Genomic DNA, 25,769 nt, shown 5'->3' with positions numbered 1-25,769 from the left:
GCAACACCTCTATGTTCATCAACCATCTGCAAACAGAGCTATATTCTTGTAACCACGTTCATTGAGTTCTTTTGTAGCTTTCCATGATCTAAGGCCTGTTTTGCAGCATAATATGATGCGTTGCTTTGAGTGGAACTCGTATTTTTTAAGTTGTTCGGGCGATATTCGTTGGGCTGTTCTGACAGCTGGAGTAAGGACTTCTTTTGTTCCGCGAAGTTCTATAACCGCGTCTTCAGGTCGGATTTCAGATAATGCTATGAAGGGGGCGTACCAATCGGGTTCCTTCGCGCTTAGAAATGAAAATCCGCCGAACTTGAAGTCTCGGAGGTTCACGGTGGTAAGTTGCCCCAATGGGCTTGGGAATTGTTTGAGTAATACAGCAAGGGCCATTTGGGCTTGCAATGTACCCAGAGTTCCCACCACAGGCCCCATTACACCAGTCGTGGCGCAACTTGCCGAATTGTCAGGAGGATTTGGGAACACCGCCCGTAGTGAGGGCGCTCCACCACAGAAACCACCCACATACCCTGTAAGCCCGAGAGCCGAGGCTGAGATAAGCGGCTTTCTCTGGCGCCTGCATTCATCTGAGAGTGTGTAGGAGGCAGCAAAGGTGTCGGCTGCATCAATCACCAGATCAACACGCCTAACAAGGTCGGCGACATTGGCTGAGTTAACTGTGCTTATGAAGGAGTGTAGTTCGATCTCAGGATTGCAAGCGGTAAGACGGCTGGCTGCGGCTTCAACCTTGCTTTTGCCGATATCATCCATGCTGTAAAGTGGTTGGCGGTGGAGATTGTTTTCCTCAATCACATCAGGGTCTATCAAGGTGATGGTTCCGACACCAGCTCCTGTAAGATATTGAAGGACTGGGCAACCAAGGCCCCCGGCTCCGACGACCAGCACATGAGATTGAGCAAGATGATCTTGCCCTTTAGTCCCAACTTCGGGCAAAATCATTTGGCGAGTGTAGCGTTTCATGGCCTACACGCCTCCACCCATTCTTTGGTTCTTAGCACAGGATCTGCAGCACGTTGGATGTCAGTCACCACAGCGGCGCTATCTGCACCTGCCGCAAAGACATCGGGTAATCGCTCCGGAGTTAGTCCGCCAATGGCAACCAAAGGAGTGCTTCCAACAATGCTTTTCCAGCGTGTGACGTGATCCAAGCCTTGTGGCGCCCACTTCATCTTTTTTAGTAGGGTAGGATAAACAGGCCCCAAAGCGATATATTCTGGATTGAAAGATAGAGCCCGCTCCAGTTCGCCTTCATCATGGGTAGAAAGGCCAAATCGGATACCTGCGTTGCGAAGGGCAGCAAAGTCGGCGGTATCCATATCCTCCTGCCCTAGATGGACAAAATCACAGCCCAATTCTAGCGCCATTTGCCAATAATCATTGACGACCAGTTGTGCGCCCAGATGCGCGCACAGTTCCCTTGCGAGTTTTACCTGCCGATGCACTTCTTTTTCTGGTTCGTCTTTAATACGCAGCTGAACCAGCTTTACTCCATGTGGAACAAGGCGCTCAATCCAGTCTACATGTCCGACAATGAGATAAAATCGTTCCATTACAACAACTCCGCCATGCCGAGAACAGGTGTTGAAGGAACTGCCATATCACGGCGTTCCATCGGATCAGCGTTATAGCCCGCACGGCCAGCCTCGACAGCGAGTGCCATTGCCCGCGCCATCTCGGTTGGGTCTCCGGCTTTAGCAACTGCCGTGTTGAGGAGGATTGCATCCACACCCAACTCCATGGCCAGTGTTGCATCAGAAGGTCGACCAATCCCGGCATCTACGATGAGAGGGATATCCGGAAAGTAGGCTCGCATGGTGCGCAATGCATCAGGGTTGCGCAGTCCTTGGCCAGAGCCAATAGGCGCGCCCCAAGGCATAAGTAGTTCGCATCCTGCTTCCACTAGCTTTTCTCCAACAACCAAATCATCCGTGGTGTAGGGGAACACTTTGAAACCATCCGCGTTCAGAATTCGCGCCGCTTCAACCAATCCAAAGACGTCTGGCTGCAAGGTGTCAGAGTTTCCAATGACCTCTAGCTTAATCCAGTCAGTCTCAAACAATTCCCTCGCCATGTGTGCCGTTGTTACTGCCTCCTGCACAGAATGACAGCCAGCTGTGTTGGGTAAGATTTTGCAGCCAGTGTTTTTGAACAGATCCCAAAAGCCAGCACCAGACCCATCTGCTGTCTCTCTCCGTAAGGATACCGTGATGATGTCGGTTCCACTGGATTTGATCGCGGCACTCAAAATGACCGGGGATGGATACTGGGCAGTGCCAAGCAGCAGGCGTGAGTTTATTTCCTCTCCGTAGATGATCATATCAACCACCCTGCATTGGTGCGAGGACTTCCAGCCGATCACCCTCTGACAGGGTGGTTTCTGCATGTTGTTCCCTCGGTACAAAACAACCATTGAGGGCGGTTGCAATTGCTGTGCTGATGAAGTCCAGCTCTTCCAGAGCTTTGGCCAGCGTGCAGCCGCTTACATCACGCTGTTCTGCGTTCACGATGATTTTCATCTGTTCTCTCCGAAAGAAGTCTTTGGGCTGCTTGTTGCGCCATAGCGGGTGCGAGCAAAAAGCCGTGTCGGTAAAGCCCATTGAGATAAAGCGTGCCGTCTTGCTCGATAAGGCGAGGTAAGTTGTTTGGAAAAGCGGGCCGCAAACCAGCCCCGATTTCCACCACGCTAGCCTCTGCAAAGGCTGGATGAAGGGTAAAAGCAGCGCTCATTAGCTCAGAAAGCGAACGCAGGGTTGGTGCTCTGTTGGATGAACTTTCCACCATCGTTCCGCCGATCATGAAGTGGTTGTCTGAACGTGGAACAAGATAAAGAGGCATACGAGGATGGAGCAAACGCAAGGTGCGCGTAATCTCAACCTCCGGGCAATGAAGAACAGCCATCTCCCCCCGCACAGGTCGCAGGGCAGATAGAGCAGCTGCTGTGCCTGTACAGTTCAAATCCACATTGGCTGGAGCATGGGAGCCGTAGATAATCTCTACTCCCATGCTCTGAACTTTGCTGGTTAGATCAACAAGCGCTTTGCGAGGGTCCAAATGAGCCTCATCTTGAAAAAAGAGTCCCTTTTGAAATCGTCCTTTCAGAGCAGGTTCCAGCTTTCCAATACTTTCGCCGTCCACCTCCTGAAAATTGGAAGTGCGACGGGCAAATCGTGTCAACTCAGCACGGTCGCGAGGCGGGGAAACAACAAGTGTTCCCCGGCGGATGACGGGAGTAACCTTCGCCCACCAGTCCACTGCAGTTACTCCAAGGGTCACAACGTCTTCTTCAGAACTTTCGCGCTCGCAATAGGGAGCTAGCATTCCCCCGGCAAACCGGGCAACGCTGTTTTCACCGGGGCCTTCTCCAAGCTCATATACCCTTACGCCTCTGCCCCGTTTGGCAAGCTCATAGGCTGAGGCAAGACCTGCAAGGCCTGCACCTGCGATTGTGATCATTCACTTGGCTCCAGAACGGGCATGTAAAGTTCGCCGTCATCGCGGAATTTCGCGGCCATAGCTTCCATGCCTTCTTTCTGCGCTTCCGCACGAATATCGTGAGAAATCCGCATGGAACAGAACTTAGGTCCGCACATTGAGCAAAAATGCGCAACTTTGTGAGCGTCCTTTGGCAAGGTTTGGTCATGAAATTCACGTGCTGTATCCGGGTCCAGTGAAAGGTTGAACTGGTCTTCCCAACGGAACTCAAACCGTGCACGGGAAAGAGCATCATCACGCCGCTGTGCCCCCGGCAAACCTTTGGCAAGATCGGCTGCATGGGCAGCAATCTTGTAGGTTATGACACCGGTTTTTACGTCATCACGATCAGGCAGACCTAAATGCTCTTTTGGGGTGACATAGCAAAGCATGGCACAGCCGAACCAGCCAATCATGGCTGCACCTATTCCCGAGGTGATGTGATCATAACCCGGTGCAATATCGGTGGTGAGAGGTCCAAGCGTATAGAATGGAGCTTCGTGGCAGCATTCCAGCTGCTTATCCATATTTTCTTTAATTTTGTGCATGGCCACATGGCCCGGCCCTTCAATCATCACCTGACAGTCTTTGGCCCAAGCAATCTTAGTTAGCTCACCAAGTGTTTCAAGTTCTGCAAACTGCGCTTCGTCGTTTGCATCTGCAATGGAACCGGGGCGCAGGCCATCTCCAAGAGAAAAGCTCACATCGTATTGACGGCAAATATCGCAGATCTCATCAAAGCGCTCATAAAGAAAGCTCTCCTTGTGATGATGCAGGCACCACTTGGCCATGATGGATCCACCGCGTGAGACAATACCGGTCACTCGATTGACCGTCATTGGAACCATATGCAAGCGAACGCCGGCATGGATCGTGAAGTAATCGACGCCCTGTTCCGCTTGTTCAATCAGTGTGTCACGGAAGACTTCCCAGGTTAGATCTTCTGCTATGCCGTTGACCTTCTCCAGCGCCTGATAAAGCGGCACCGTACCAATTGGAACGGGGCTGTTGCGGATGATCCATTCTCTAGTGTTATGGATGTTACGTCCGGTAGATAGGTCCATCACAGTGTCCGCACCCCAGCGGATTGCCCAGACCATCTTGTCAACTTCCTCTTCCATAGAGGAGGTTACGGCTGACGTGCCCATGTTTGCATTGATCTTTACGAGGAAGTTTCGGCCAATGATCATTGGCTCGCTCTCTGGATGGTTGATGTTAGCAGGAATAATCGCTCGGCCAGCAGCAACCTCACTGCGTACAAACTCGGCGGTAACATAGTCTGGAATGTTTGCCCCCCAGTCATTGCCTGACCGCTCTTCAGCAACGGATTCTCGCATCTGGTTTTCACGAATGGAGATGAATTCCATTTCTGGGGTGATTAGGCCTGCACGTGCATAAGCAAGCTGGGTAACAGCTTTATCACCCTTCCCGCGAAGAGGGATTGGTTTAACCGGAAACTCCGGAGTCAAACGATCGCCTTGAACAAAGCCGTTGTCTGCTGGCTTGATATCGCGCCCTACATACACCTCTGTATCATTGCGCGCTTCAATCCACTGGCGCCTTAACGGAGTTAGCCCCTGACAGATACCTGTTCGAACCTTAGGGTCTGTGTAGGGACCTGAGCTGTCATAAACCGGAAGTGGTGGTTCGCCAGCTGTTGGGTGAACCGAAATCTCACGCATTGGAACGCGGATATCTGGGTGCAAAGATCCTTCTACGTAGATTTTGCGGGAAGCAGGCAAACCGCCTTTTGTAATTTGGGGATTTGGGATGTTCATTGTGGTGCTCCTCAAGTCAACAACTCGAAAAAGACACCAGATGAATTTTGGCTGGGAAACAGACAGGAATACCCTGCTTGCTGGATTGCGCCGTTACAAAAGAAAATCCCGGTGGGATGCACACAATCCTCGCTTCCTACGCCAGTATCAACTGGGTCAGGTTCAAAGGGTCGCGTCGCCGAGCTTTCGCTCCGTCAGCCTCTCAGTCTCCTAAGTGAGACTCCCCTGCATGCGTTTTAGCTAGAACGATTATGAACAACTGTCAAGGCAACCTTATTGAGACGGTGCCGTCACATTAACCTGAAGACGAGTCCAAAATCCCGCACTGAACACATTTTAGAGGGCTATCAACTTAACCTGAAATTGGCCGCGCGTATTTGGCTGCTCTGTTGATTGATCGTTCAGGCGTCCACCATTGATTTCAGCCGTTGCACCGCATCATTCGCTAATTTCTGAGTGAGCGCGTGTGCCCCAATTTCAATAGACAACGCTCCAGCCTGTCCGGCCCAAAGTGAACTAAAATCAGTACTACCTTTGGTTTCAGCGCCCGCTTTTAACGGCGCAAGGGCATCTCCGGCTCTTGGGAAAGCTGGAGCTATGTCGGACACTGGTCCATTCTCACGCATCATCCGATTCATAATTCCGCGGGCTGGCCTACCTGAAAATACGTTGGTTATCGCTGTATTATCGACACTGGTTGTTTTTAGCGCTGCTCGATGCAGATCAGAAATGAGCGATTCCGGTGTGAGGAGATAAGCCGTGCCGATTTGAACTGCAGTTGCACCGAGTAAAAAAGCAGCAGCCACACCTCGACCATCGGCGATGCCGCCCGTTGCAATAACCGGCACATTAACCGCATCAACAGTCTGCGGGACTAGAGCAAAGGTGCTTGTTTGAGTGGCAATATCATCAGTTAAAAACATGCTACGGTGCCCGCCGGCTTCGTAGCCTTGGGCGATAATAGCATCACAGCCCTTAGCCTCCAGAAAGCAGGCTTCTTTAACCGTTGTTGCGCAACCTAGAATAACAGCACCACTCGCTTTGACACGATCAAGCAAAGCTTCGCTTGGTACACCGAAATGAAAGCTGACAATTTCAGGCTTGAGATCTTCGACGACCTCGCACATTGCTTCATTGAAGGGAAGGCGATCTACGGCGGTAGCAGCTGCGTTGTGATCTAATCCCAATTCCTCATAGTAAGGCAAAAGGTGCTGCTTCCAGGTGTTCACACGCAGGGGATCAGGTGTCGGGGGGATATGGCAAAAGAAATTAACGTTTAAAGGTTTGTCGGTCTGCTCTCGAAAGGCCTCGATCTCGGCACGCATCTTGTCGATGCCGAGCATGGCGCAAGGAAGTGAACCTAAACCACCAGCTTTGGCCACGGCAACAGCCATCTTAGAATCGCTTGCCGCCGCCATCGGCGCTTGAATGATCGGCAGCTCAATGCCCAAAAGATCGAGTAGTTTAGAGTTGAGTCGCATGAAAATTTCTCCCTATGCTATGGCGTGTTATGAACTTGACACTCTCTCACCTCGTCAACTTCGTTGTTTTTCGAAGGAGCTGCGTTTTCGTTGCGCTCTGGTTTCGCTCGTAATGTATTCTGCAATTCCAGAATTAATTACTGAGCGAAAAGACATAGAACGGCTCCTCCATCCAAGAACGAGGTGAAATATTAACCTGCCATTTTCCTTGCCGCAACGAGGCGTTTGATTGATGTTTGCAGAACCTGCGAGCACTCAGTGACGCATATTCGCAGGACATAAGCCGCAAAAACCCACTTTCACTCTGTCAAATCTTACGGGTTGCCGGGTAATCTTTTCTCAGAATACGCTTCAAACGTCCGTAATGTGAGAATCTCATGCAGGAACGTTTGATACAGCTGCTGGAATCTGTTGCTGGAGCCGCCAAGCCGGTCAGTGCGAACGACCTTGCGCAGATGACCAAGCTGCCCAGAGCAACGATCTATCGGAATCTGTCGTCCCTGCTCCACTGCGGTTTTCTGGATGAGGTAGAGGACTGTAAACGGTATGTTCTGGGTATCCGGTTCATCAAAATTGCCCTCACCGGAAAATCAGAGTCTCATGTGATCAAAGCTGTCTCTGCTATGATCCACCGGATTGTGATTGAACTTGGGGAGACGGCTTTTCTGGCACGATATCGTGGTGGCCGGGTGGTCCTGATTCATATTGAGCCTCCCAGCAATCCATCAATATCTTATATTTATCCAGGCCTTGGGATTAGACCTGCTCACGCATGCTCCTCTGCCAAAGCAATTGCTGCTTTTATATTGCCCGAGCTGCGTGATGAACTGCTGGAAACCGAGCGTGTTCAGTTTACGCAAGACACTCTTATTGAGGCCTCTGACATCGCAGCAGAGCTTCAAAACGTACGGCGTGATGGATATGCGCTTTGTGATGGCGAGATTGATGACGGTGTCACCAGCGTTGCAGTGCCCATCATGGTTGGCCGCCTTGGGGCGCTCTTCAGCATGGGTGTTGTTGGCCCTACAAACCGTATAAAGCCGCGGCTTCACACACATATTTTGCCTGTGCTCAAAGAAGAAAACATACGCGCATCAGCTGCCATTCAGCACTGCTCAATTGTTGATGCCGAAAGAGCAAATTCAGACGCTCTTTCCGGTGAGTTGGAGGTAATTCGAAATACTCATTTATTAATTTCTATGGGAAGATCTTATGAATAGAAGAGAATTTGGTGCGCTGGTTGTTGCCGCTGCGGCTGCGGCCGGACCGTTTAGAGCTTTTGCAGATGAAACCTGTCAATCGCCATATATGCCCAAGATTACAGGGCAGGAAGAATTCGTTTATGTCTGGACATTAGGCGTTGAGGGAATGGGGGATGAGCAAGACAAGCTTGTTACCATTGATCTACGGCCTGAATCCCCCATGCGTGGTCAGGTGATCAACAGTCTTTCTGTCGGCGGTCGGAATGAGGCGCATCACGGGGGGTTTTCCGCTGACCGGCGTTATTTCTGGACGGGAGGTCTTGATACCAACCGTATTTTCATTTTCGATGTGCATAGCGACCCATCAAAGCCATCTCTGCACAAAACCATTGAGACTTTCGTCAAGGATTCTGGGGGCGTTGTTGGTCCTCACACTTTCTTTGCCCTTCCCGGCAGCATGATGATCACCGGGCTTTCCAATGATGATGATCATGGTGGGCGATCAGCACTGGTTGAATACAACGATGCCGGCGACTACGTGGCGACTTACTGGATGCCAACCACTAACGATATGCAGGGTGCCGTAGCTGTGGGGGATGCTGTTGCAGACGGCTACGGTTATGACATTCGCGCGCTCATTCGCAAGAACATCATGTTGACCTCATCCTTTACCGGCTGGTCGAACTACATGATGGATTTTGGCCAGATGCTGCAAGATACTGACGCGATGAAACAGTTTGGCAACACGATCGTTCAATGGGATTTGCATACTCGTCAACCGCGCAAGGTCTTCAATGTACCGGGAGCTCCGCTGGAGATCCGCTTCCCATGGGGACCGAACGCAAACTACGCATTCTCCACCACTGCGCTCACTTCCAAACTCTGGTTGATTTATGAGGACGACAGCGGAGAATGGCAGGCCAAAGATGTAGCCGATATCGGCAACCCCGCAGACATTCCGCTTCCGGTCGATATCTCCATTGCGGCTGATGATCAAACGCTTTGGGTCAACAGCTTCATGGATGGCAAGACACGGCTCTTTGATGTTTCCGATCCGCATAACCCCTCCCAAATTTACGAGAAAACCATTGACCGTCAGGTCAACATGGTCAGCCAGAGTTGGGATGGGAAACGGGTCTACTTCAGCTCCTCCTTGCTTGCGAACTGGGATAAGAAGGGCGATGACGATGTGCAATATCTGCGCGCTTACACCTGGGATGGGAAAGAGTTGATCGAAGATTTTGATATTGATTTCTACAAGCTTGGCCTTGGCCGTGCGCACATCATGCGGTTTGGTAGTTCTGAGCTTTATACGAGCTAGCTCAAACTCGTTTTGGGGCAGCATGCATGTTGCCCCATGCCTTTGTAATTCATTAGGTCTGATGCATGCGTGTTTTGAAAAAACTCCTCGTTCTCAGTAGTGTTGCCGTAACACTTCCAGCACTCTGGTACACTTTGATCGTTGGGCAGGCTGCCCCTGTTCGCTCATTCTCGGATGTATTTACCCCGCACAAGGAGTTTCAATTTGATCCTCCCAAGCCGGGTTCTTACACGCTAAACCGGTTCAAGACGGCTCCAGATGGCCAGGTTCTGGACGTATATGGACAGAAGCATTCACTTGCAGCGCTGACCAGAGGCAAGATTAATCTGGTGAGCTTTGTCTATCTGATGTGCGGAGATGAGAATGGGTGTCCGATCGCCATGTCGACGCTCTTTGAAATTCATGATGCCAGTCAGAAACTCCCCGGACTGCGGGAGGACGTTCAGCTCATCACGATCAGTTTTGATCCTGCTCGCGATACGGTCGAGGCCATCAACTCCTTTGCATACCCCCTGCAAATCGACGAGAACTCCGATCAGAAACTCAAATGGCATGTGCTTACGAGTTCAGGCATGACTGATCTGCAGCCTATTCTGGATGGGTTTGGTCAAGTCATTGACCGGTCGAACGATCAGGAAGTCATCAATCATCTGCTACGGATGTATCTGGTTGATCGCGAAGGTATCGTGCGTAACGTCTATGGCCTTGGAACCATCGACCCAAGGCTCCTGATCACTGACGTGGAGACGCTTTTACTGGAAGAAAGCAGGTCTTAATGCGTCATTGGTTTCTTATATGTTTGATTGGTAGTCTCTTCAGCCAAGCCGTGGGCGCACACGCGCAATCACATTGCATCGCGGACCCGGAAAACTGGTCTGAAACGGCCTTGAAACGGAGCCTCTCTGCTCCGCTCGGGCTTCCGCCCGTCCCTCACCCACACGACAATCCGCCTAGTGTTGGGAAGATTAAATTGGGCCGGAAGTTGTTCTTCGACCGACGCTTGTCGATCAACCACACAATGTCTTGCGCCATGTGCCATGTCCCAGAGCAAGGATTTACCAATTGGGAGCTGAGCACAGCCATTGGTGTTGAAGGGCGCAGTCTTAAACGTAATTCGCCGAGCATTTTGAATGTCGCGCACCTAAATGTGCTGTTTCATGATGGCCGCGATCATGCGCTAGAGACACAATTTATCGGTCCGTTGACCGCGCGAAATGAAATGGCAAATCCATCTGCAGGGCATGTTGTTGCCCTTTTAAACAACCTTCCAGACTACGCGCAGATGTTTGAAAATGCCTTCCAGGCCCAGGCCTCTCTCGACAGAATTGGGATGGCCCTTGGTGCGTATCAAAGATCAATTCTTGCAGGGAACAGCCCCTTTGATCAGTGGTACTTTGGCGGCGACGAAACTGCAGTCATTGCTGATGTGAAACGTGGTTTTCAGATTTTTACGGGTAAGGGAAGCTGCAGTGCTTGCCATCTGATTGGAGATGATCATGCACTCTTTACAGATGAGCTTTTCCATGACACCGGATACGGTCAGATGCGTGAAGGTGAGCGCCAAAATCCTCCGACAAGCATTCCTGTGCAAGTTGCCCCCGGAGTGGTTCATCAGATGGACTTTTCAAAGATCCGCTCTGTCAGTGCAAAGCGAGAGGCAGATCTTGGACGTTACGAAGTGACAGAGGATCCAGCTGACAGATGGAAATTTCGCACGCCCTCACTGCGCAATCTCACTGTAACACCCCCTTATATGCACGACGGGCATTTCAGTACACTTTCAGAGGTCATTGAGTTTTACGACCAAGGAGGCTCACAAATGCTCGGCCAAGATCCACGCATCCGCCCACTTGGTCTCACAAGAGTTGAAAAACAAGACCTCGAAGCCTTTCTGCAAAGCTTGATGTCTCCGGATTTGGACTGCCTGGAGAGCGAAGCCAGAGTGTTGCCGCCGGACAGTCACTAACACTGCAACAACACCAATCCAGATGCAATTTGTCAATTCGCAGCATCAGTTTCAAATCACTGCCAGATGTCGGCCACGCAGTGTAATACAAACGAACTCGACTAATGCCCAGAACTTTCGCCTGCCGCTGGTTCAGGGGCTTTGGTTTCCTTCTCGAAGACATCGCTGACGCCTTCTAGCAGATGATCCCTCCATTTCTGATCACGGCTCATCCACAGCCTCCAAGGCTGACTTTCGCAATGCTATATCTACTTTGACTGTACGGCTTCATTCATTTTTTCGAGACAATATCCATCTAATCGTTTCTGACTGTCTCTCATAAACTGCGGGTATGTTTGAGATTACCTCGCCGGTCACCTTCAGATTGCCTTGAGGAGATAGAAAATTGGAAACAAAGTCTATTTGCGCTCCCATTTCTTCGAGAATGTCTTCAGCATCTCCTCGAAATTCTTGTTCATCCAAAACGTAGAATCTTAAAACCCAACGATCATATAGGATGTAATGCAACTGCACGTGCATCAGATTAGCAGTCATACTTCCAAGCATTGCTTGACACACACAATGTGTGAGCCAAGCCCAATCATTCAAAGTCGGTTTCATTAATATACTGCTCCCCAACTCGGATTAACCGGAACTGCGCTTGGTTTCTCAGTATCTTTTATCAAAAAAATATTGGATGGTTGATCAAGATGCCAGAGCCGGGACTGTTCTAACAATGGATTGCTCTTGCGAAAACGAGAGCGAGCCATGCAGAGGTTTAAATCGCCGGGGCAGCTGCAGAGGTTTGTGGCTGTCTTCTCTGACCTCCGCAATCTCTTCGTTCGACCTCGCTATAAACGCTCTCCAATCGACACTCACCTTCATCGAATTAACGCCTTTGCTCAATGGAAAATGGCAGCCATGATGGACGCATGAAGTGCGCTCAGCCTGTTTTATATGACCAAATTCAACTTTACGTGACAACACTCGATCCGGATACAGGCTGTGCTCATGAGGCGAGACCTTGATGGGGCACTACAAACAATTTATCGGAGCGATTTCGAAGTCCCGTGACTTCGAAAACCAGAAGACGGATGCTAACATCAATGTCTCCGTCCTCAATAAAATGACCGTGCTTGGGTGGCCGAGCGCATCATTGCGACCCGAGTTAAGCGGGTAAGGGCGAACTGTAAGCTGAATCTTCTTTCTGCGACGCGCTCAATGTAAGAGCACCCTCTGGTTTGGATCCCAGAACAGTGACGCGCTCCCCGAAACGGGAATAAGGATAATAGTCCCAAACTGCTCTGTGCTGCGTGCAGCGGTTATCCCAAAAAACAAGGGTCCCGGGTTCCCAGCGGATACGGCAATTAAGTGCCTGTTCACGTTCAATAAAATTGAACAACATATTCAAGATAGCATCACTTTCATCTTCAGAAAGCGATGGAATATGTGTGGTGAAACCAGAATTGACAAAAAGCATGGACCGGCCAGTATCTGGATGCTTTGCCACGATGGGATGTTCCGTTTTCGGCAACCCTTCCGGTGGGGTAAAACCTTTCCATGGTACAGCACCATCATGGATTGCAGTCAAACCTTTGAGAAATTCCTTCATGGTTGGAGAAAGTGTCTCATAGGCGAGGTGCATATTCGCAAAAAGGGTATCTCCGCCGCATCCAATTTCTGGTGTCTCATGCATATAAAGCATTGATCCCATGGACGGGGCAGGATCCGAAGTGCCGTCAGTATGCCAGACCTCTCCAGCAACAAAAGTGGACTTCTTGCCAGCGCGGATGAGAACGATTTCTGGGTCATCACCGTCAATGTCACTCAGCGGGAGCGAGCGTAGTGTCCCGAACCGACGACCGAATGCTTTCTGTTGATACTTGGTTATATCTTGCCCGCGGAAAACAAGGACATGGTTTTCAAGGAAAGCACGGCAAATTTCTTCAAATTGCTTGCTACCGATTTCTTGAGACAGATCCACCCCGCTTATCTCGGCTCCAATCACCGGGGTGATCCGATCTACCTTCAAATACCGATATGGTTCCCTAGGTTCCGCTGCGATTTTTTTGATGGCTTCCAAGGCGTCCTGATGCATTAAAATTCCTCCTGAGGAGTTCGGTTAAGAACTGTTTTTCAAATAACGAATAGTTCGTAACAGTGCCTCTTTTCTGCGCTGTTCAATTTCTGAAAAAGCATGAGAGCAAGCAAAGGCATTGGCGGAAATCTTGATCACGGCAAGTAACGTCGCCTCCTGATCATCTTCGATAATTCCGGAGGCAAACAACTTTGCATTCACTGCTGCATGAACTTCTGCATTAGCTCTCGCGAAGGCTTGGGTATTTGCCTCACTGTTAAGCCGCCCATAATAATCCGCATAGGCTTTGGCCGACCCGAACTCCGTCTCGATCATCTCCAGATTGCCTGCGGAAAATTCAAGGGCACTGGCATGGGACTGGCGATAGGTTTTTTCCGCATCAAATCCGAGGCGAAATAGCGTCAAATACCCTTTCTCCAATAATCCCCGCCAGTTGCTTTTTTCGATAAAGATGCCACTTGCAGCCTTTTGGTGAAGTGCGCTTATGTTCTCAAGATCTGCCGTCTTTTCTCCGCGCATCTGTGCCGCTTCGATTGCCAAGGGCAGAACAGACCGCTCTATGAAAAGATGAAGCGAATGAAGGCCGTTTAGGCGCCCGTCCCTCAACAGACATGTGATGCAACTTGCGAGCTGCAACTCAGTTCTTTGTTCCTGCAACTCATGAATAGGCATGTGGCGACACTCTCTGACGTTTTAAAGCCTGCAAAACAGCGTTTCCAAATGCAGAATTACCGTGAATTGGATCGTTTTCCTGCGAGAATGCAGGGCTTTGCCAACCGTTCCTGTCCGTGGTCGTAGCCCTCACATCGAGCAAAGGCAGCCGAAGCTCTGCAGCTTTGGCCACCAAGGCTCGTTGAGCCGCCTTGAACACCAGCGCCTCCGAAGTATCGGGAACTTTTTGGGGCGCAAGCACAGCAAAAACCTCTATTCCCATCCCCAACAGAGCTTCGTAAAAATCGAACGCACCCCGCGCCATAGATCGGATGAGTTCAGCAAAAAGAGTGCTCTCCAGAAACGCTGGGGAAAGGGTGAGGTTTGGTCCTTTGTAAATATCCCAATTTTCTTTGGTCGCGTAAAAATGAAGGGCAAAACCAAAAGTCGCCACTACCGGGATCTTAACCTCCTGGAGAGAAGCCACACCCAGTTCTTTGAGGAAGGAACGGTACATCTCCTCCGCATAATCGCTATGAAAGCTCAAATCCCCATTGTCTAAATCAAAGAATGGTGCAGTAAACTCCCGTCCTGCTCCCATCGGTCCACCAACCAGATCTATGCCAGTTTCTTTTGCGGCCCGTCCGATCGCCCCTGCGTGGGAATCCCCCATCAGGAGGAACTGAGCGTTACTTGTAGTAGTCGAGCAATTCTTCTTCACAGATGATATCCTCGGTTGGCGCGGAAGCTCGCGATGTGGAGGCTACGCCCTCAGATGCCTGCCCTCCTCCGACTATGCCCTTGAAAAAGTGACCCATTACGAAACGAATCCCAGTCCGTGTAATCGTGCGTTTGTTGGGATTATAAAAAACGCCATTCATAGGCGGCGATGCAACCAATTCATAAGACGGAAAGTACTCCACGTTGTCATTCAATGTTTCCAATTGGCCCGCAACAGCGCGCAGCACAGATTTTGTGTAGGTCGATGCTGTAAGCACATGATGTTTTGTGATGGTTGCGGTAATCGGTACAGGGGATACGGTGAAAACGAACCGCAAGCCGGGATTGTATTTTGCAATTAGATCAACGCACTTCTGAAAATCTCGGAGAATCTCTTCATATGAAAAATTCTGGAATTCATGTAACCGTTCATCAAAACGCCCCTGAACCGTGCCCGGGCACATGGGATAGACTGCGCCCGAAGCTTTATTGAGCCACGCCTCAGTCAAACCCATTGTGAACACGAATAAGTCAGCCGATCCAACAGCATGCCTGATGGCAGCAAGGGTTGTTTCGCGCGACACCCGCATGGTTTGTGGGCTCTCAAAACCGATTGGCGAAAGGTTCGGGCGGAACGGATCGAAATAACTCGTTCCGTCATTCCAGACTTCTTTTGAGTGCGGCGTTTCATCGAATGCCCACTGCAACCACTGAAGTAGCAGGCGAGCGGTGTAGATATTCCCAGTCCGGAAAGAGAATATTCCATAACTTTGGGCATGAGCCTCCTCAGCGCTCATGCTTTCGGGGGCAGGTTCTGCATCAAACCAGTTCATACCCCTCCGCAGCACCTCTTTCCCGATATTCTGCGAAAAACAGGAGCCAGCAGTAATTATGGCTGCGTCCTGCCGGATTTCGAACTTCGGCGTCCAGATTTGTGAAAGGGAAAAATAGTCCTGCTCCGCAACCGAGGGCCGCCAGAACTTGGTGGATGGCAGTGAACTATAAGGGTTCATGTAGCTCCTATCCTATTCCTTTTAGATCAGCACAATAGCCAGCGATCTCAGCCAGCTTCTCTGGCTGCTTCCTGTTGTCTGGTGGCACTTAGAAGTCGGAAGGCAAGATAGGAGACAGGCACACATAATCCAGCGGATAACAGGAATAGCGGCGCGGCACCAAACTGTTCAATAACAACAGCTCCAATAAAGGGAACACCTGCAGCCCCTGCGTTAGACAGCATGTAAAGGCCCATGTAGCTGTTCCTTAAACGGACTGGTGCTGTTCGATCCACCACCGTTGCAAATAAGGGCATGGCGATAATTTCAGCCAGCGTCGCCAAACCGATAGCGACAAGCCAGAGTGCTTCCATCTGATTTGTATTCAGTGCAATAACCAAGAGGCCAAGCATCAAAAAGAAGAAGGCTGCAAGTATGGCCTTGTGTTCTTCCAAGGCAACGAGCCATTTCATCAAGAACAAATGCACCACAAGCACAACTGTCGTGTTGGTTACATTTATGGAAGCGATGATTCCATTGATATTCTGAGTATCCAGAGACATCAGGAAAAATGTGAGAGGCTCATCTGTTTGCGCGTAGAGGATGACAAGGAAGAAATTTGAAATAAACAGCGTCATAAAAAGTTTGTCAGCAATTGCAGTCTGCAGAAGAGTTGATGTCGGTAAATCATCTTGTTCGCCAATCATGATCCTCGGCGCGACACTAGCGAGAATGCAAACCGCAAGTATGGCATAGGCCAGTGCCCCAACCGCAAAGGCTATGTTGGGATTATTAGTTGCAAACCACAGCCCGCCAAGAGGCCCCAAAGCACCTGCTATGTTGACCAAATAATAGCGCATGTGAAAGAGCATCGGTCGGTCTTCATCCCTTCGTGCGCAATCACCAAGCGCAGACCGAAGAAGGGGCTCCAATGCACCGTTGGCAACAGACATGCCAACAATCACGGCAAAATAGATCTGCTCGCTATTCCAGAGCGCCAGAATGCAAAATTGCCCCAGAATACACAGAGCGCTTGCCATCATAATTGCACGGCGATTCAGCTTATCAGCAACTACACCGCTAAGGGGTGCAGCCACTAAACCAGCAAGAGCTGCGATAGAAAAAACAGCCCCAAGTTCGGCAATAGAGGTCTCGAAGCGTCGAGCCATGAGAACAGCAAAAAACGGCCAAATCATAAATGAAGCAAACCGCACACAAAAGGTGCCAAACAGCAAAATTTTTGCCAGTTTTGGCAGATCTAGAAATTGGGAGAAAAATGACGCACGGGTGCTGTTATCAAACATATCAAAGTACGATCCAAACTTAATGTTGGCTGCAGTAGGGTGGGCGCAAGCCATTGAATAAATAAGTAAATAATAATCAATTAAATCAAATTATGCTGACTTGATTTTCATTAGATTATGTAATTTTAATGTATCGCTCTTCCCCAAAATCCATAGACACGTTTCTTTCCCCAAAGTTACGAAAAGTTCGTGAACGAACTCCAAAATCACCTTGACTTACTGATATATTACAAAGATTGTTTGCACAATGCAAATGTCTAGATTTAGAATATCCGTACATATCTGATCAGGAATACTTATTTTGTCTAAATTTATATATAATCGATTCTTTGCGCTAAATTTTAATAGAATAAAATTCCCTAAAGGTAGCCATATATATTCTTGAATTACGCTATCAATGGAAGTTACCTAGACATGGATTCTGACTTCTCTAACTGCGAAATAATGAAGTCGAGCGAACCGACCAACATTGTTGAACAGATCGAATTTGTTGCACAAACCCATCCAAATAAACCAGCTTTAGTCTGCGAAATTAGCACCATAACTTATAGCGAATTAAACGCTACTGTTCATCAAATTGCTCTAAAATTACAGTCGGTCGGGATCAAACCGGAGCGTACTGTTGCAGTGTTTATGCCGCGTACGCCTAAAGCCATAGTCGCCTTTCTTGCTATCCAGAAGGCTGGCGGAGCCTATGTGCCACTTGATACCAAGCTCCCACGAAAACGACTTAAGTTCATGCTTTCAGACAGTGATGCGAGTGTTCTCATCTGCGACGAGAGCACTGAGGCGCTGGCTAGAAATCTGACGAACTCCTCTGGCTCAGCCCTGCAGATTATTAGTTACTCGAGCCTCAGTGATCTTTCCGCAACCGCAAATCCACGAAAATGGTCACCGCCTAAAGCGGACCAACTGGCCTACATTATTTACACGTCCGGCTCTACCGGGCAGCCAAAGGGTGTCATGGTGGAGCACCGAGGCCTTTTGAACTTGGTCAAAGAGCAGGCCAGTTTTTTCCAGATCGACGACCAGTCTCGTGTCCTTCAATTCGCATCACTCGGCTTTGACGCGTCCATTTCGGAAATTTTGGTGAGCCTGTGTAGTGGAGCACAACTGCACTTTGCGCTGGACGGTACATTGCTTGCCGGAGAAGCCCTACAGCACATAGTTCGCGATAGATGCATTTCGCACATAACTCTTCCCCCTTCATTGGCTAGCCACATGCGCCCGCAGGATTACGAAAGCCTGAAGGTTCTGGTGGTCGCAGGTGAAGCGATGCAGTGGGCTCTGGTTGAGCGGTGGTCCTCAAATGTAGTGCTGATCAACGCTTACGGCCCGACAGAAAACACCGTTTGTGCAACACTTTACCAATGTAATGGCATAACCGCATCTTCTGGCACCGTGCCGATTGGCAAGCCCATTGCAAAGGTCGACGTGCGTATCTTAGGCGACAACATGTGCGCAGTAGCTGACGGTGAACCAGGCACGCTGTGGCTGAGTGGTGTCGGTCTGGCCCGTGGCTACCGCAACCAACCTCGTTTAACTGAAAAAGTGTTTAAGCCCCATCCAGACACTGCGACCCAGCGAATTTATAATACAGGCGACAGGGTCAGGAAGCAGACAGACGGTAATCTCGAGTTTCTAGGGCGATTGGATGATCAGGTTAAAGTCCGTGGGTTCCGCATTGAGTTAAAAGAAATCGAAAACCATCTGTCGGCCTTTTCGGAAATTGAACACGCCTGTGTGCTGACATCACAGACCGGCTCTTCTGAATTGGAAATCGTCGCTTATTTCACAACACGCGGAGCTTTAAACGCACCAAATGTCGAACAATTCAAGGAACACCTATCTGCTTCGCTGCCCGACTACATGATCCCGAATGCTTTTGTCCGGCTGGATGCATTCCCGCTTACCGTCAATGGCAAGATTGATCAGAAGGCACTTCCGGCACCGGATCGTCAGGCACGAGGGGCAAGATCTGAGGTTCTGCCGGTCAACAGCATCGAACAAGCTCTTGCTGATTTCTGGTCCGAAGTTCTGTCAGTCGATCACGTTTTCAGTACTGATACCCTTCAAACACTTGGGGGCAGCTCTCTGGATGCTGTTCAGTTTCTCACACGGTGCCGTGAGAAATTTGGCCCGGTCATTTGTCTGGAAGATGTTTTTACCGGCCAAACGATTGCACAGCTCGCTGGCAAAATTCATGTTTCAACCGCTCTGCACTCACCTCAGGCTCCGCTAAGATCCTATCAGATAGAGGGGGACACATTTCCTGTCTCTCATCAGCAAAATGGAGTATGGCATTTAGAAAAACTGACGCCTGACTCCCTTGCTTATAATGCACAATGCCTGATCCGGATGACCGGCAAAGTTAAGATCAAAGCACTTCAAAATGCGCTCAATCTGATTGTAGAACGGCACGAAATTTTCCGCACAACGTTCCATGAGGATGAACGCGGAAATGCTTACCAGCAGGTTCACCTCCCTGTTCCGGCACAATTGGATGTACGCGCACTTGATACTGGAATGGATAGCCCCAATTTATGGCGTGCAATAGATGAAGAGGTCAAGAAGCCCTTCAAAACAAATCAGCTTCCGCTTGCCCGTTGGGTGCTTTTCAGTCTGAATGACGACACCTTTGGCCTGTTGCACATCGAGCATCACCTCGTCCACGACGGGTGGAGTGCCAACATATTCCTTTCTGAGCTTCTTGATGCCTATGAAGCGTTTGCAGGTGGAGGAAAACCAAATCTTGCATCAGTTCCTGCCCAATACCGGAACTACGTAGGCTGGCAGCTGAGCGATGACGCAGAACAGACCTACGAAAAACAGCTTGCCTATTGGACCAAGCAGTTGTCAGGGGCTAATTTCAACCTTTCCCTGCCCACGGATTTCCCACGCCCAGAGACAATGTCATTTCGCGGCAAACAAGATCGAGTGGTATTGAGCGGTTCGCTCCTCCAAAAACTGAAGAACTATTGCGAGGTAAACGGACATACGGATTACACCGTGCTTTTGGCTGTGTTCCATATCTTGCTATCCCGGTATACAGGACAAAACGACCTGCTCACTGGCAGCGCAGTGGCCAACCGCAAAAGCCGCGATGCGGAGCAGTTGCCTGGTATGTTCGTAAACAGCATTGTTGTTCGCGCAGACCTGAGCGGGCAGCCAAGTTTTGCGGACTATCTAGAGCGTTTGCGGACCGTACTTTCCAATGCCTATGACAACGAAGAGGTTCCATTCGAACGTGTCGTGCGGGCTCTGGATCCTCAACGAGATGCCTCCAGAAACCCAATTTTCCAGATTGGCTTCAGCTACCACAACTCCCAGACACCTGAATTACATAGAGACGACCTAATAATTTCGCTCTACGAAGCCTACAGTAACCAGTCTGCCAAGTTCGATATGGAAGTGGTCATTCTGCCCCGCTCCTCAACCGATGTAGAAGCATCTGCGCTTACGCTGCTGTGGAACTACGCCACAGATTTGTACCGACCCGAGAATGTAGCACGCATGCAGGCAAACTACATTGCCTTGCTAAAAGAGTGCCTCGCAGGGCCTGAGCTTTCCGTAGATCGCTTCAGTGGGATATGCACGGATGAGAGAAAACAGCTGATCGAAAACTGGGGTGCTGCCAGCCGTGAAACTTCTGATGACGATGTGTCTGTGCTGCATTTGATAGAGAACTTTGCAAAGGTTCAACCGGATCGTACAGCCGTAATCGATCAGGATGTTACCCTCTCCTATTCAGAACTGGTCAACAAGGCTTCGTACCTAGCTTCTAACCTCACCGCTCTTGGTGTCAAAAAGGAAATGCTTGTAGGTGTCTGCATGGAGCGTAGTGCCTACCTTATTGTGGCACTTCTTGCGGTGTGGCAGGCAGGAGGAGCTTATCTGCCAATAGACCCCTCTCTCCCGGCAGCTCGAAAGAGTTTCATCATCAACGATAGTGCGCCAGCGTTAATCATTTGCAGTCACTCAACGCAACAATCTTGTGAGGAACTCCTTTCCAAACAAGATGCTACTGCATTACTTCTCTTCGAGGATGAGGTTGCAAAACCGTGGACTGAAAGACCTGTCAACACTTGCTCTGAGACGAATGCAAATGGGTCGGACCTTGCATACGTGATCTATACTTCTGGTTCTACTGGGCAGCCAAAAGGTGTTCAGATTGAACACAGGCAGATTTCCCGCTTGATGAGCACTTGCCAACCCCTGTTTCAATTCCAGCCCTCTGACATCTGGTCTTTCTTCCACTCATACGCTTTTGATTTTTCTGTCTGGGAAATCTGGGGTGCCCTTGCAACAGGTGGGACCATCACCGTTGTACCGGAAGAGGCACGGCATGACCCTACATTGTTTTATAGTTTGTGCTGCAAACACGGAGTTACAATTCTCAGCCAGACACCCTCCGCCTTCCGTATTTTTATGGAAGCTCAAGCCGAAACTGATGTGGCGCACAAACTCCGCACTGTGGTTTTCGGCGGCGAGGCGCTTCAGCCTGCCATGCTGTGTAACTGGTTCACCGATCCACGCAATTCCCGTTGTGACATGGTGAACATGTACGGGATTACCGAAACTACAGTCCATGTTTCTTACTACAAACTCAGCACTGATGATGTTGATAGGAAAGTAGAAGGTAGTCCAATCGGCCGTCAACTGGGCGATCTAAGCCTTTACGTCCTTGACCAGAACCGGCAACCCGTTCCCCTCGGAGCTATAGGAGAAATGTATGTAGGTGGAGCTGGCGTTGCACGCGGTTATCTGAACCGGTCAGAACTGAACGAAGAACGTTTTATCTCCAGCCCGTTTTCGCCAACAGAACGCCTTTACAGGACTGGTGATCTAGCAAAATACAGCGCAAACGGAACATTACTCTATCTGGGTCGGAATGACGATCAGGTCAAAATACGCGGATACCGTATTGAACTTGGTGAGATTGAAGCAGCGCTGATATCGCACACTGACATTCAACATGCTGTTGTTTGCAGCACTGCGGAACGAAGCGATGAGCCAAAACTAGTAGCTTATTTTGTACCAACGACAACAGGACATTTCATTGACGGGCGGGCGCTGCAAGCTTTCCTACGGGATATATTGCCCTCTTACATGGTGCCAACTGCCTATGTCCGCCTTGAGCAATTACCGCTAACAAGCAACGGTAAGCTGGATCGCAACGAACTCACAAATCTCGTGCCATCACTTACAGATACGAAAAAATTCGTTCGCCCTGAAGATGGCGTAGAAGCCCTCCTCGCGAAGGTATGGGCAGATGTTCTGCAAATTGGATTAGTTGGGCGCTTCGATAACTTCTTCGAACTGGGCGGCCATTCCCTTTTGGCGACGCGTATTCAGGCGCAGATGCGGTCGAAAGGCTATCAACTGCCAGCCATTGATCTGCTTCGCAAACCTGTTTTGAAGGAGTTGGCAGAACACATCCAGCCGATCCCTCCGCAGGATGGAAAGCTGATCACGAAGCCAGAGAACAGTCAGACTGATGTAAGCCGGACGGCAATGTCTCTCTCCGGCCTTTCGCAAAGCCAGCTGGAAGACCTATCTCAGTTTATACCGGGCGGACACGGCAATGTAAAAGACGTCTATCCGCTCACCCCCTTGCAGGAAGGGTTTTATTTCCATCATCAACTCGCCAAATCTGGAGACCCTTACCTTCTGTGGAGCCTCATGGCGTTCCAGAATAAAGACGCGCTGCAAAACTATCTGGATGCATTGCAAAACGTCATGAACCGCCATGACATCCTGCGAACCCTGTTTGTTTCTGAGGGTTTGCCCAATCCTTTACAAGTTGTTCTGAAAAACGTGCGCTTGCAGTCCTGCGAGATACTTGCTGAAAATCTTTGCAGCACTGGTGATATTGCACAACGGCTACGTCAGCAATTCGACCCACGCACCTACCAAATAAAGCTGCACGAACCGTCTCTGACACGCGTCTTTTATTGTTTTGACGAGCATAATCAACGATGGCTCGCTCTCAAGCTCTTTCATCATATCATTGACGACAATACCTCATTAAAACAACTGAACGCCGAGATGAAGGCTTACATGACCGGCGCAGGTGAAAGTTTGCCGGAACCTGCCCAGTTTGGAGATTTTATCTCGTTCCAATTGGCACAAGGACGCAAGGATGAAGCGCAGAATTTCCTAAAAGAACTCTTTGCAGGTTTTCAAAGTCCAAGTCTGCCGTTCGGAATAGTTGACGCTGAGGTTCACGGAGCGGATCTTGAATCTGTGGTGACGATTACCGACAAGGCCTTGACCACCTCCATTCGGGTTCTTGCACGGCGTTATGAGGTAAGCACCGCCTCCGTATTCCATTTTGTTTGGGCTCTTATTGTCGCGCGTTGTTCTGGCCAGGATGACGTTTGTTTTGCCACCATTCTTCTTGGCAGATTGCAAGGTTTGGAAAACGCAGAACGTATTTTAGGGCCTTTCATCAATACCTTGCCTCTCCGCATCAATCTTGCGGACCGGGATGTGGCTGAAGGACTATTAGGCGTTCACAGCATCCTCCTTAAGTTGTTGGAGCACGACACTGCATCACTGGCAGACGCAATTGATGCGAGCGGGGTGGAACGACCAACGCCGCTGCTAACTTCCGTATTAAACTTCCGGCATGCTGAACTGATGTCTGACGGTTCTCAAGGCGCCTCCCATCGTGATCTTCCGGGGGCTACATATTTGGATGGTCAGTATGGCACAAACTATCCGTTTAACCTGACGGTGGATGACGAAGGGTCTTGTTTCAAGATTGAATTACAAGCTCCTCCCAACTGCTATGCCCCAGCGCTTTTGGACATGGTTCTGACGAGCTTGGAGCATCTCGCCCAGCAAACACCTGAAACGGCAAAAAACCCAGCTCTACAGCTCGCCCGTTATTCCGCGCACCAACTGGAAAAACTGAAGGCCCTTTCGGAAGGACCACTCTTTACCCAAAGCCCTAAAACTATGCACGGAACCTTTGAGGAGTGTGCCTCTCGTCATGGTGATCGAGTAGCCATCGTCAGCGGGCCGGCAGAACTCACCTATGACCAGCTGAACCAACAGGCCAACAAACTCGCTAAATACCTCTTAGAACGAGGAGTACGGACAGGCTCACGCGTGGCGGTCTGTCTGTCGGAGGGTCTCAATACAGTTGTTGCCCTTCTGGCTGTTTTGAAGAGCGGCGGGGCTTATGTGCCTCTTGATCCGGCGCACCCACCCGAGCGCCTTGGGTACCAGCTTGAGGACAGCTCTCCATTACTGGTGCTGTGTGATGACGGCTCTGTGCCTTCACTGGAGCCAAGTCAGACACGGGATACATTGGTTCTTTTGGACCGTGACCATGCCGCATGGCAGCAGTACAGCGGAGATAACGTCAGTGATGAACTGACCCGGCCTGTCAGCCGTGAAGATCTGGCCTATGTGATTTACACCTCCGGCACCACTGGTCGTCCTAAGGGTGTAATGGTGCCCCACAAAGGGCCAGCCAACCTGGTCGAGTGGTTCCGTCAACAAAAGCAGGTTACAGAAAACGACCGGGTGCTTCTGTCCACATCTATCACTTTTGACATCTCGGTTGTGGAGGTCTTTGCTACCCTTTCCTGCGGTGCCTGCCTTGTGGTGAGCGAGCGCTCACGCCTTTTGGAAGGTACCTATCTGGTGGAGACCATCCGCCAGCATTCGGTAACAGTGTGTCAGTTTGTCCCCTCGCTCCTCGGGTTCTTCCTATCGTGTGAGGGGGTTGAAACTTGCACCAGCGTGCGCTCGATCTTGTGCGGGGGCGAAGCCTTCCCCTCCCATCTGGCGCAGCGGTGCTTCGAGGTGCTGGGCCATGTGCGTCTGCAGAACCTGTACGGCCCGACAGAAGCCAGCATTTACTGCACAAAGCAGGACATTGACCCGAGTGCTAACTACCCGGCAGTTCTACCCATCGGGCAGCCCATTGCCGGCATGAAGATGTATGTGCTGGACCGGCATATGACATTGGTCCCCCGCGGTGTGGCCGGAGACCTTTACGTAGCTGGCCCCGGAGTTGCCATGGGCTATCTGAACCGGCCAAAGCTGACCCCAGAGCGCTTCGTTCCCAACCCACTTGTCCAAGGCGAACAGCTTTACAGGACCGGCGACATTGGCCGCTACATGAACGACGGCGCCATTGAATATCTGGGTCGTGATGATTTCCAGATCAAGGTCCGTGGCTACCGGATTGAGCCGGGTGAGATTGAACATGCATTGTGTCAGTGCGATGGGGTGACCAATGCAGTGGTCATCTCCTGGCAGGATGAAGCCGGGGAAGCTCTGCTTGTGACTTATGTGTGTACCACGAACGATGCGAGTTCACTGGACACAGCTGCTTTGCGCAGTTCACTGGGACGTCAGTTGCCGGATTACATGGTGCCAAGCCTTTATGTGCAGTTGGCGTCTCTGCCGCTGAGTGCAAACGGTAAGATCGACCGCAAACAACTGCCTGAGCCGAGCGGCATCAATGCCCCGGCTAGCCAAACCCATAAGGGACCGCAGACCCCGCTGGAAGAAGCTCTTGCTCAGATCTGGGCAGAGGTGCTCCAGTTGGAACACGTGGGCATGCAGGATAATTTTTTCGACATTGGCGGCCATTCCCTGCGTGCCACACGCATCATCGCACGCATGCGCGACGTACTCGGGATTGAGGTGCCATTGCGGGTCTTTTTTGAGCGACCCACCATCGAGCAAACGCTCTACTACATTTTTGAAGAGCTGGAAGCAGCCGAATATTCCTGACAGTGAAGAGGACAACCAGTGGCTTTGGGAG

The 25,769-nt window shown here is 50.3% G+C and carries 19 protein-coding genes, 1 pseudogene and 1 riboswitch; of the genes and pseudogenes, 7 read left to right on the top strand and 13 right to left on the bottom strand.

Annotation, left to right across the window (positions count from 1 at the left end; translation table 11 throughout):
• Positions 1-18 precede the first annotated feature (18 nt).
• From BLS62_RS03935 to BLS62_RS03905, 7 genes are all read right to left on the bottom strand, one after another.
• Entirely contained in the window at positions 19-978 is a 960-nt protein-coding gene (locus BLS62_RS03935) for a HesA/MoeB/ThiF family protein (protein ID WP_093177324.1), read from the bottom strand.
• Positions 975-1,568, bottom strand: a complete 594-nt coding sequence (locus BLS62_RS03930; protein ID WP_093177321.1) for a thiamine phosphate synthase — start codon at positions 1,566-1,568, stop codon at positions 975-977. The genes BLS62_RS03935 and BLS62_RS03930 overlap by 4 nt, the downstream gene beginning before the upstream one ends.
• Positions 1,568-2,335 (bottom strand): thiazole synthase, encoded by a 768-nt coding sequence (locus BLS62_RS03925; protein ID WP_093177319.1) that lies wholly within the window; start codon positions 2,333-2,335, stop codon positions 1,568-1,570. Before BLS62_RS03925 ends, BLS62_RS03930 begins: the two co-directional genes overlap by 1 nt.
• A 1-nt stretch (position 2,336) precedes the next feature.
• Positions 2,337-2,534: a sulfur carrier protein ThiS gene (gene thiS / locus BLS62_RS03920; RefSeq protein WP_093177317.1), complete on the bottom strand. Its 198-nt coding sequence runs from the start codon at positions 2,532-2,534 to the stop codon at positions 2,337-2,339.
• Positions 2,503-3,471 (bottom strand): FAD-dependent oxidoreductase, encoded by a 969-nt coding sequence (locus BLS62_RS03915; protein ID WP_093177315.1) that lies wholly within the window; start codon positions 3,469-3,471, stop codon positions 2,503-2,505. Before BLS62_RS03915 ends, thiS begins: the two co-directional genes overlap by 32 nt.
• Positions 3,468-5,267, bottom strand: a complete 1,800-nt coding sequence (gene thiC, locus BLS62_RS03910; RefSeq protein ID WP_093177313.1) for a phosphomethylpyrimidine synthase ThiC — start codon at positions 5,265-5,267, stop codon at positions 3,468-3,470. Before thiC ends, BLS62_RS03915 begins: the two co-directional genes overlap by 4 nt.
• Positions 5,268-5,383: 116 nt before the next feature.
• Positions 5,384-5,504, bottom strand: a riboswitch (TPP riboswitch).
• Between the two features lie 164 nt (positions 5,505-5,668).
• Complete coding sequence (locus BLS62_RS03905) at positions 5,669-6,748, bottom strand: NAD(P)H-dependent flavin oxidoreductase (RefSeq protein WP_093177310.1); 1,080 nt, start codon at positions 6,746-6,748, stop codon at positions 5,669-5,671.
• 377 nt (positions 6,749-7,125) lie between these two features.
• Here BLS62_RS03905 and BLS62_RS03900 point away from each other — a divergent pair, with 377 nt between their 5' ends.
• From BLS62_RS03900 to BLS62_RS03885, 4 genes are all read left to right on the top strand, one after another.
• A complete protein-coding gene (locus BLS62_RS03900; protein ID WP_093177308.1) occupies positions 7,126-7,968 on the top strand; it encodes an IclR family transcriptional regulator in 843 nt (280 codons plus the stop codon).
• Positions 7,961-9,271 carry a methanethiol oxidase gene (locus BLS62_RS03895; protein WP_093177305.1) on the top strand — a complete coding sequence of 437 codons (1,311 nt, stop codon included), beginning with the start codon at positions 7,961-7,963 and terminating at the stop codon, positions 9,269-9,271. The genes BLS62_RS03900 and BLS62_RS03895 overlap by 8 nt, the downstream gene beginning before the upstream one ends.
• 65 nt (positions 9,272-9,336) lie before the next feature.
• Positions 9,337-10,047: an SCO family protein gene (locus tag BLS62_RS03890; RefSeq protein WP_093177303.1), complete on the top strand. Its 711-nt coding sequence runs from the start codon at positions 9,337-9,339 to the stop codon at positions 10,045-10,047.
• Positions 10,047-11,237, top strand: a complete 1,191-nt coding sequence (locus BLS62_RS03885; protein WP_093177301.1) for a cytochrome-c peroxidase — start codon at positions 10,047-10,049, stop codon at positions 11,235-11,237. The genes BLS62_RS03890 and BLS62_RS03885 overlap by 1 nt, the downstream gene beginning before the upstream one ends.
• Before the next feature lie 267 nt (positions 11,238-11,504).
• Here BLS62_RS03885 and BLS62_RS03880 read toward each other — a convergent pair whose 3' ends face one another.
• Positions 11,505-11,837: a hypothetical protein gene (locus tag BLS62_RS03880; RefSeq protein WP_093177298.1), complete on the bottom strand. Its 333-nt coding sequence runs from the start codon at positions 11,835-11,837 to the stop codon at positions 11,505-11,507.
• Between the two features lie 111 nt (positions 11,838-11,948).
• On the opposite strand from BLS62_RS03880, the pseudogene BLS62_RS32065 reads away from it, so the two are divergent.
• Positions 11,949-12,152, top strand: a pseudogene (locus BLS62_RS32065) (IS6 family transposase); the annotation flags it as partial.
• Positions 12,153-12,384: 232 nt separating this feature from the next.
• On the opposite strand, the gene BLS62_RS03875 reads toward BLS62_RS32065, so the two are convergent.
• The 5 genes from BLS62_RS03875 to BLS62_RS03855 are packed head-to-tail and all read right to left on the bottom strand — an operon-like array spanning position 12,385 to position 16,873.
• Positions 12,385-13,314, bottom strand: coding sequence for a TauD/TfdA dioxygenase family protein (locus BLS62_RS03875; RefSeq protein ID WP_093177294.1), 930 nt, complete (start codon positions 13,312-13,314; stop codon positions 12,385-12,387).
• A 24-nt stretch (positions 13,315-13,338) separates the two neighbouring features.
• On the bottom strand, positions 13,339-13,986 hold the full coding sequence (locus BLS62_RS03870; protein WP_093177290.1) for a hypothetical protein: 648 nt from the start codon (positions 13,984-13,986) through the stop codon (positions 13,339-13,341).
• The gene (locus BLS62_RS03865) at positions 13,973-14,686 is read right to left on the bottom strand and encodes a hypothetical protein (protein ID WP_143521503.1); all 714 of its coding nucleotides are present in this window, start codon (positions 14,684-14,686) and stop codon (positions 13,973-13,975) included. The genes BLS62_RS03870 and BLS62_RS03865 overlap by 14 nt, the downstream gene beginning before the upstream one ends.
• Complete coding sequence (locus BLS62_RS03860) at positions 14,655-15,698, bottom strand: GSCFA domain-containing protein (protein WP_093177284.1); 1,044 nt, start codon at positions 15,696-15,698, stop codon at positions 14,655-14,657. The genes BLS62_RS03865 and BLS62_RS03860 overlap by 32 nt, the downstream gene beginning before the upstream one ends.
• 47 nt (positions 15,699-15,745) lie before the next feature.
• Entirely contained in the window at positions 15,746-16,873 is a 1,128-nt protein-coding gene (locus tag BLS62_RS03855; RefSeq protein ID WP_244283507.1) for an MFS transporter, read from the bottom strand.
• Between BLS62_RS03855 and BLS62_RS32060 the strand changes: the two genes are divergently transcribed.
• Together BLS62_RS32060 and BLS62_RS03850 are read left to right on the top strand one after the other, a co-directional pair.
• The gene (locus tag BLS62_RS32060) at positions 16,845-17,042 is read left to right on the top strand and encodes a hypothetical protein (RefSeq protein WP_244283514.1); all 198 of its coding nucleotides are present in this window, start codon (positions 16,845-16,847) and stop codon (positions 17,040-17,042) included. The two genes, BLS62_RS03855 and BLS62_RS32060, sit on opposite strands and share 29 nt — an antisense overlap.
• Positions 17,043-17,395: 353 nt before the next feature.
• A complete protein-coding gene (locus BLS62_RS03850) occupies positions 17,396-25,738 on the top strand; it encodes a non-ribosomal peptide synthetase (RefSeq protein WP_093177278.1) in 8,343 nt (2,780 codons plus the stop codon).
• Positions 25,739-25,769 lie beyond the last annotated feature (31 nt).

Origin of the sequence: Pseudovibrio sp. Tun.PSC04-5.I4, from assembly GCF_900104145.1 — a bacterium.
Classification (GTDB): Bacteria; Pseudomonadota; Alphaproteobacteria; order Rhizobiales; family Stappiaceae; genus Pseudovibrio.
Note: the sequence above shows the minus strand (reverse complement) of the source record. Positions and strands in the feature narration are given on the sequence as shown.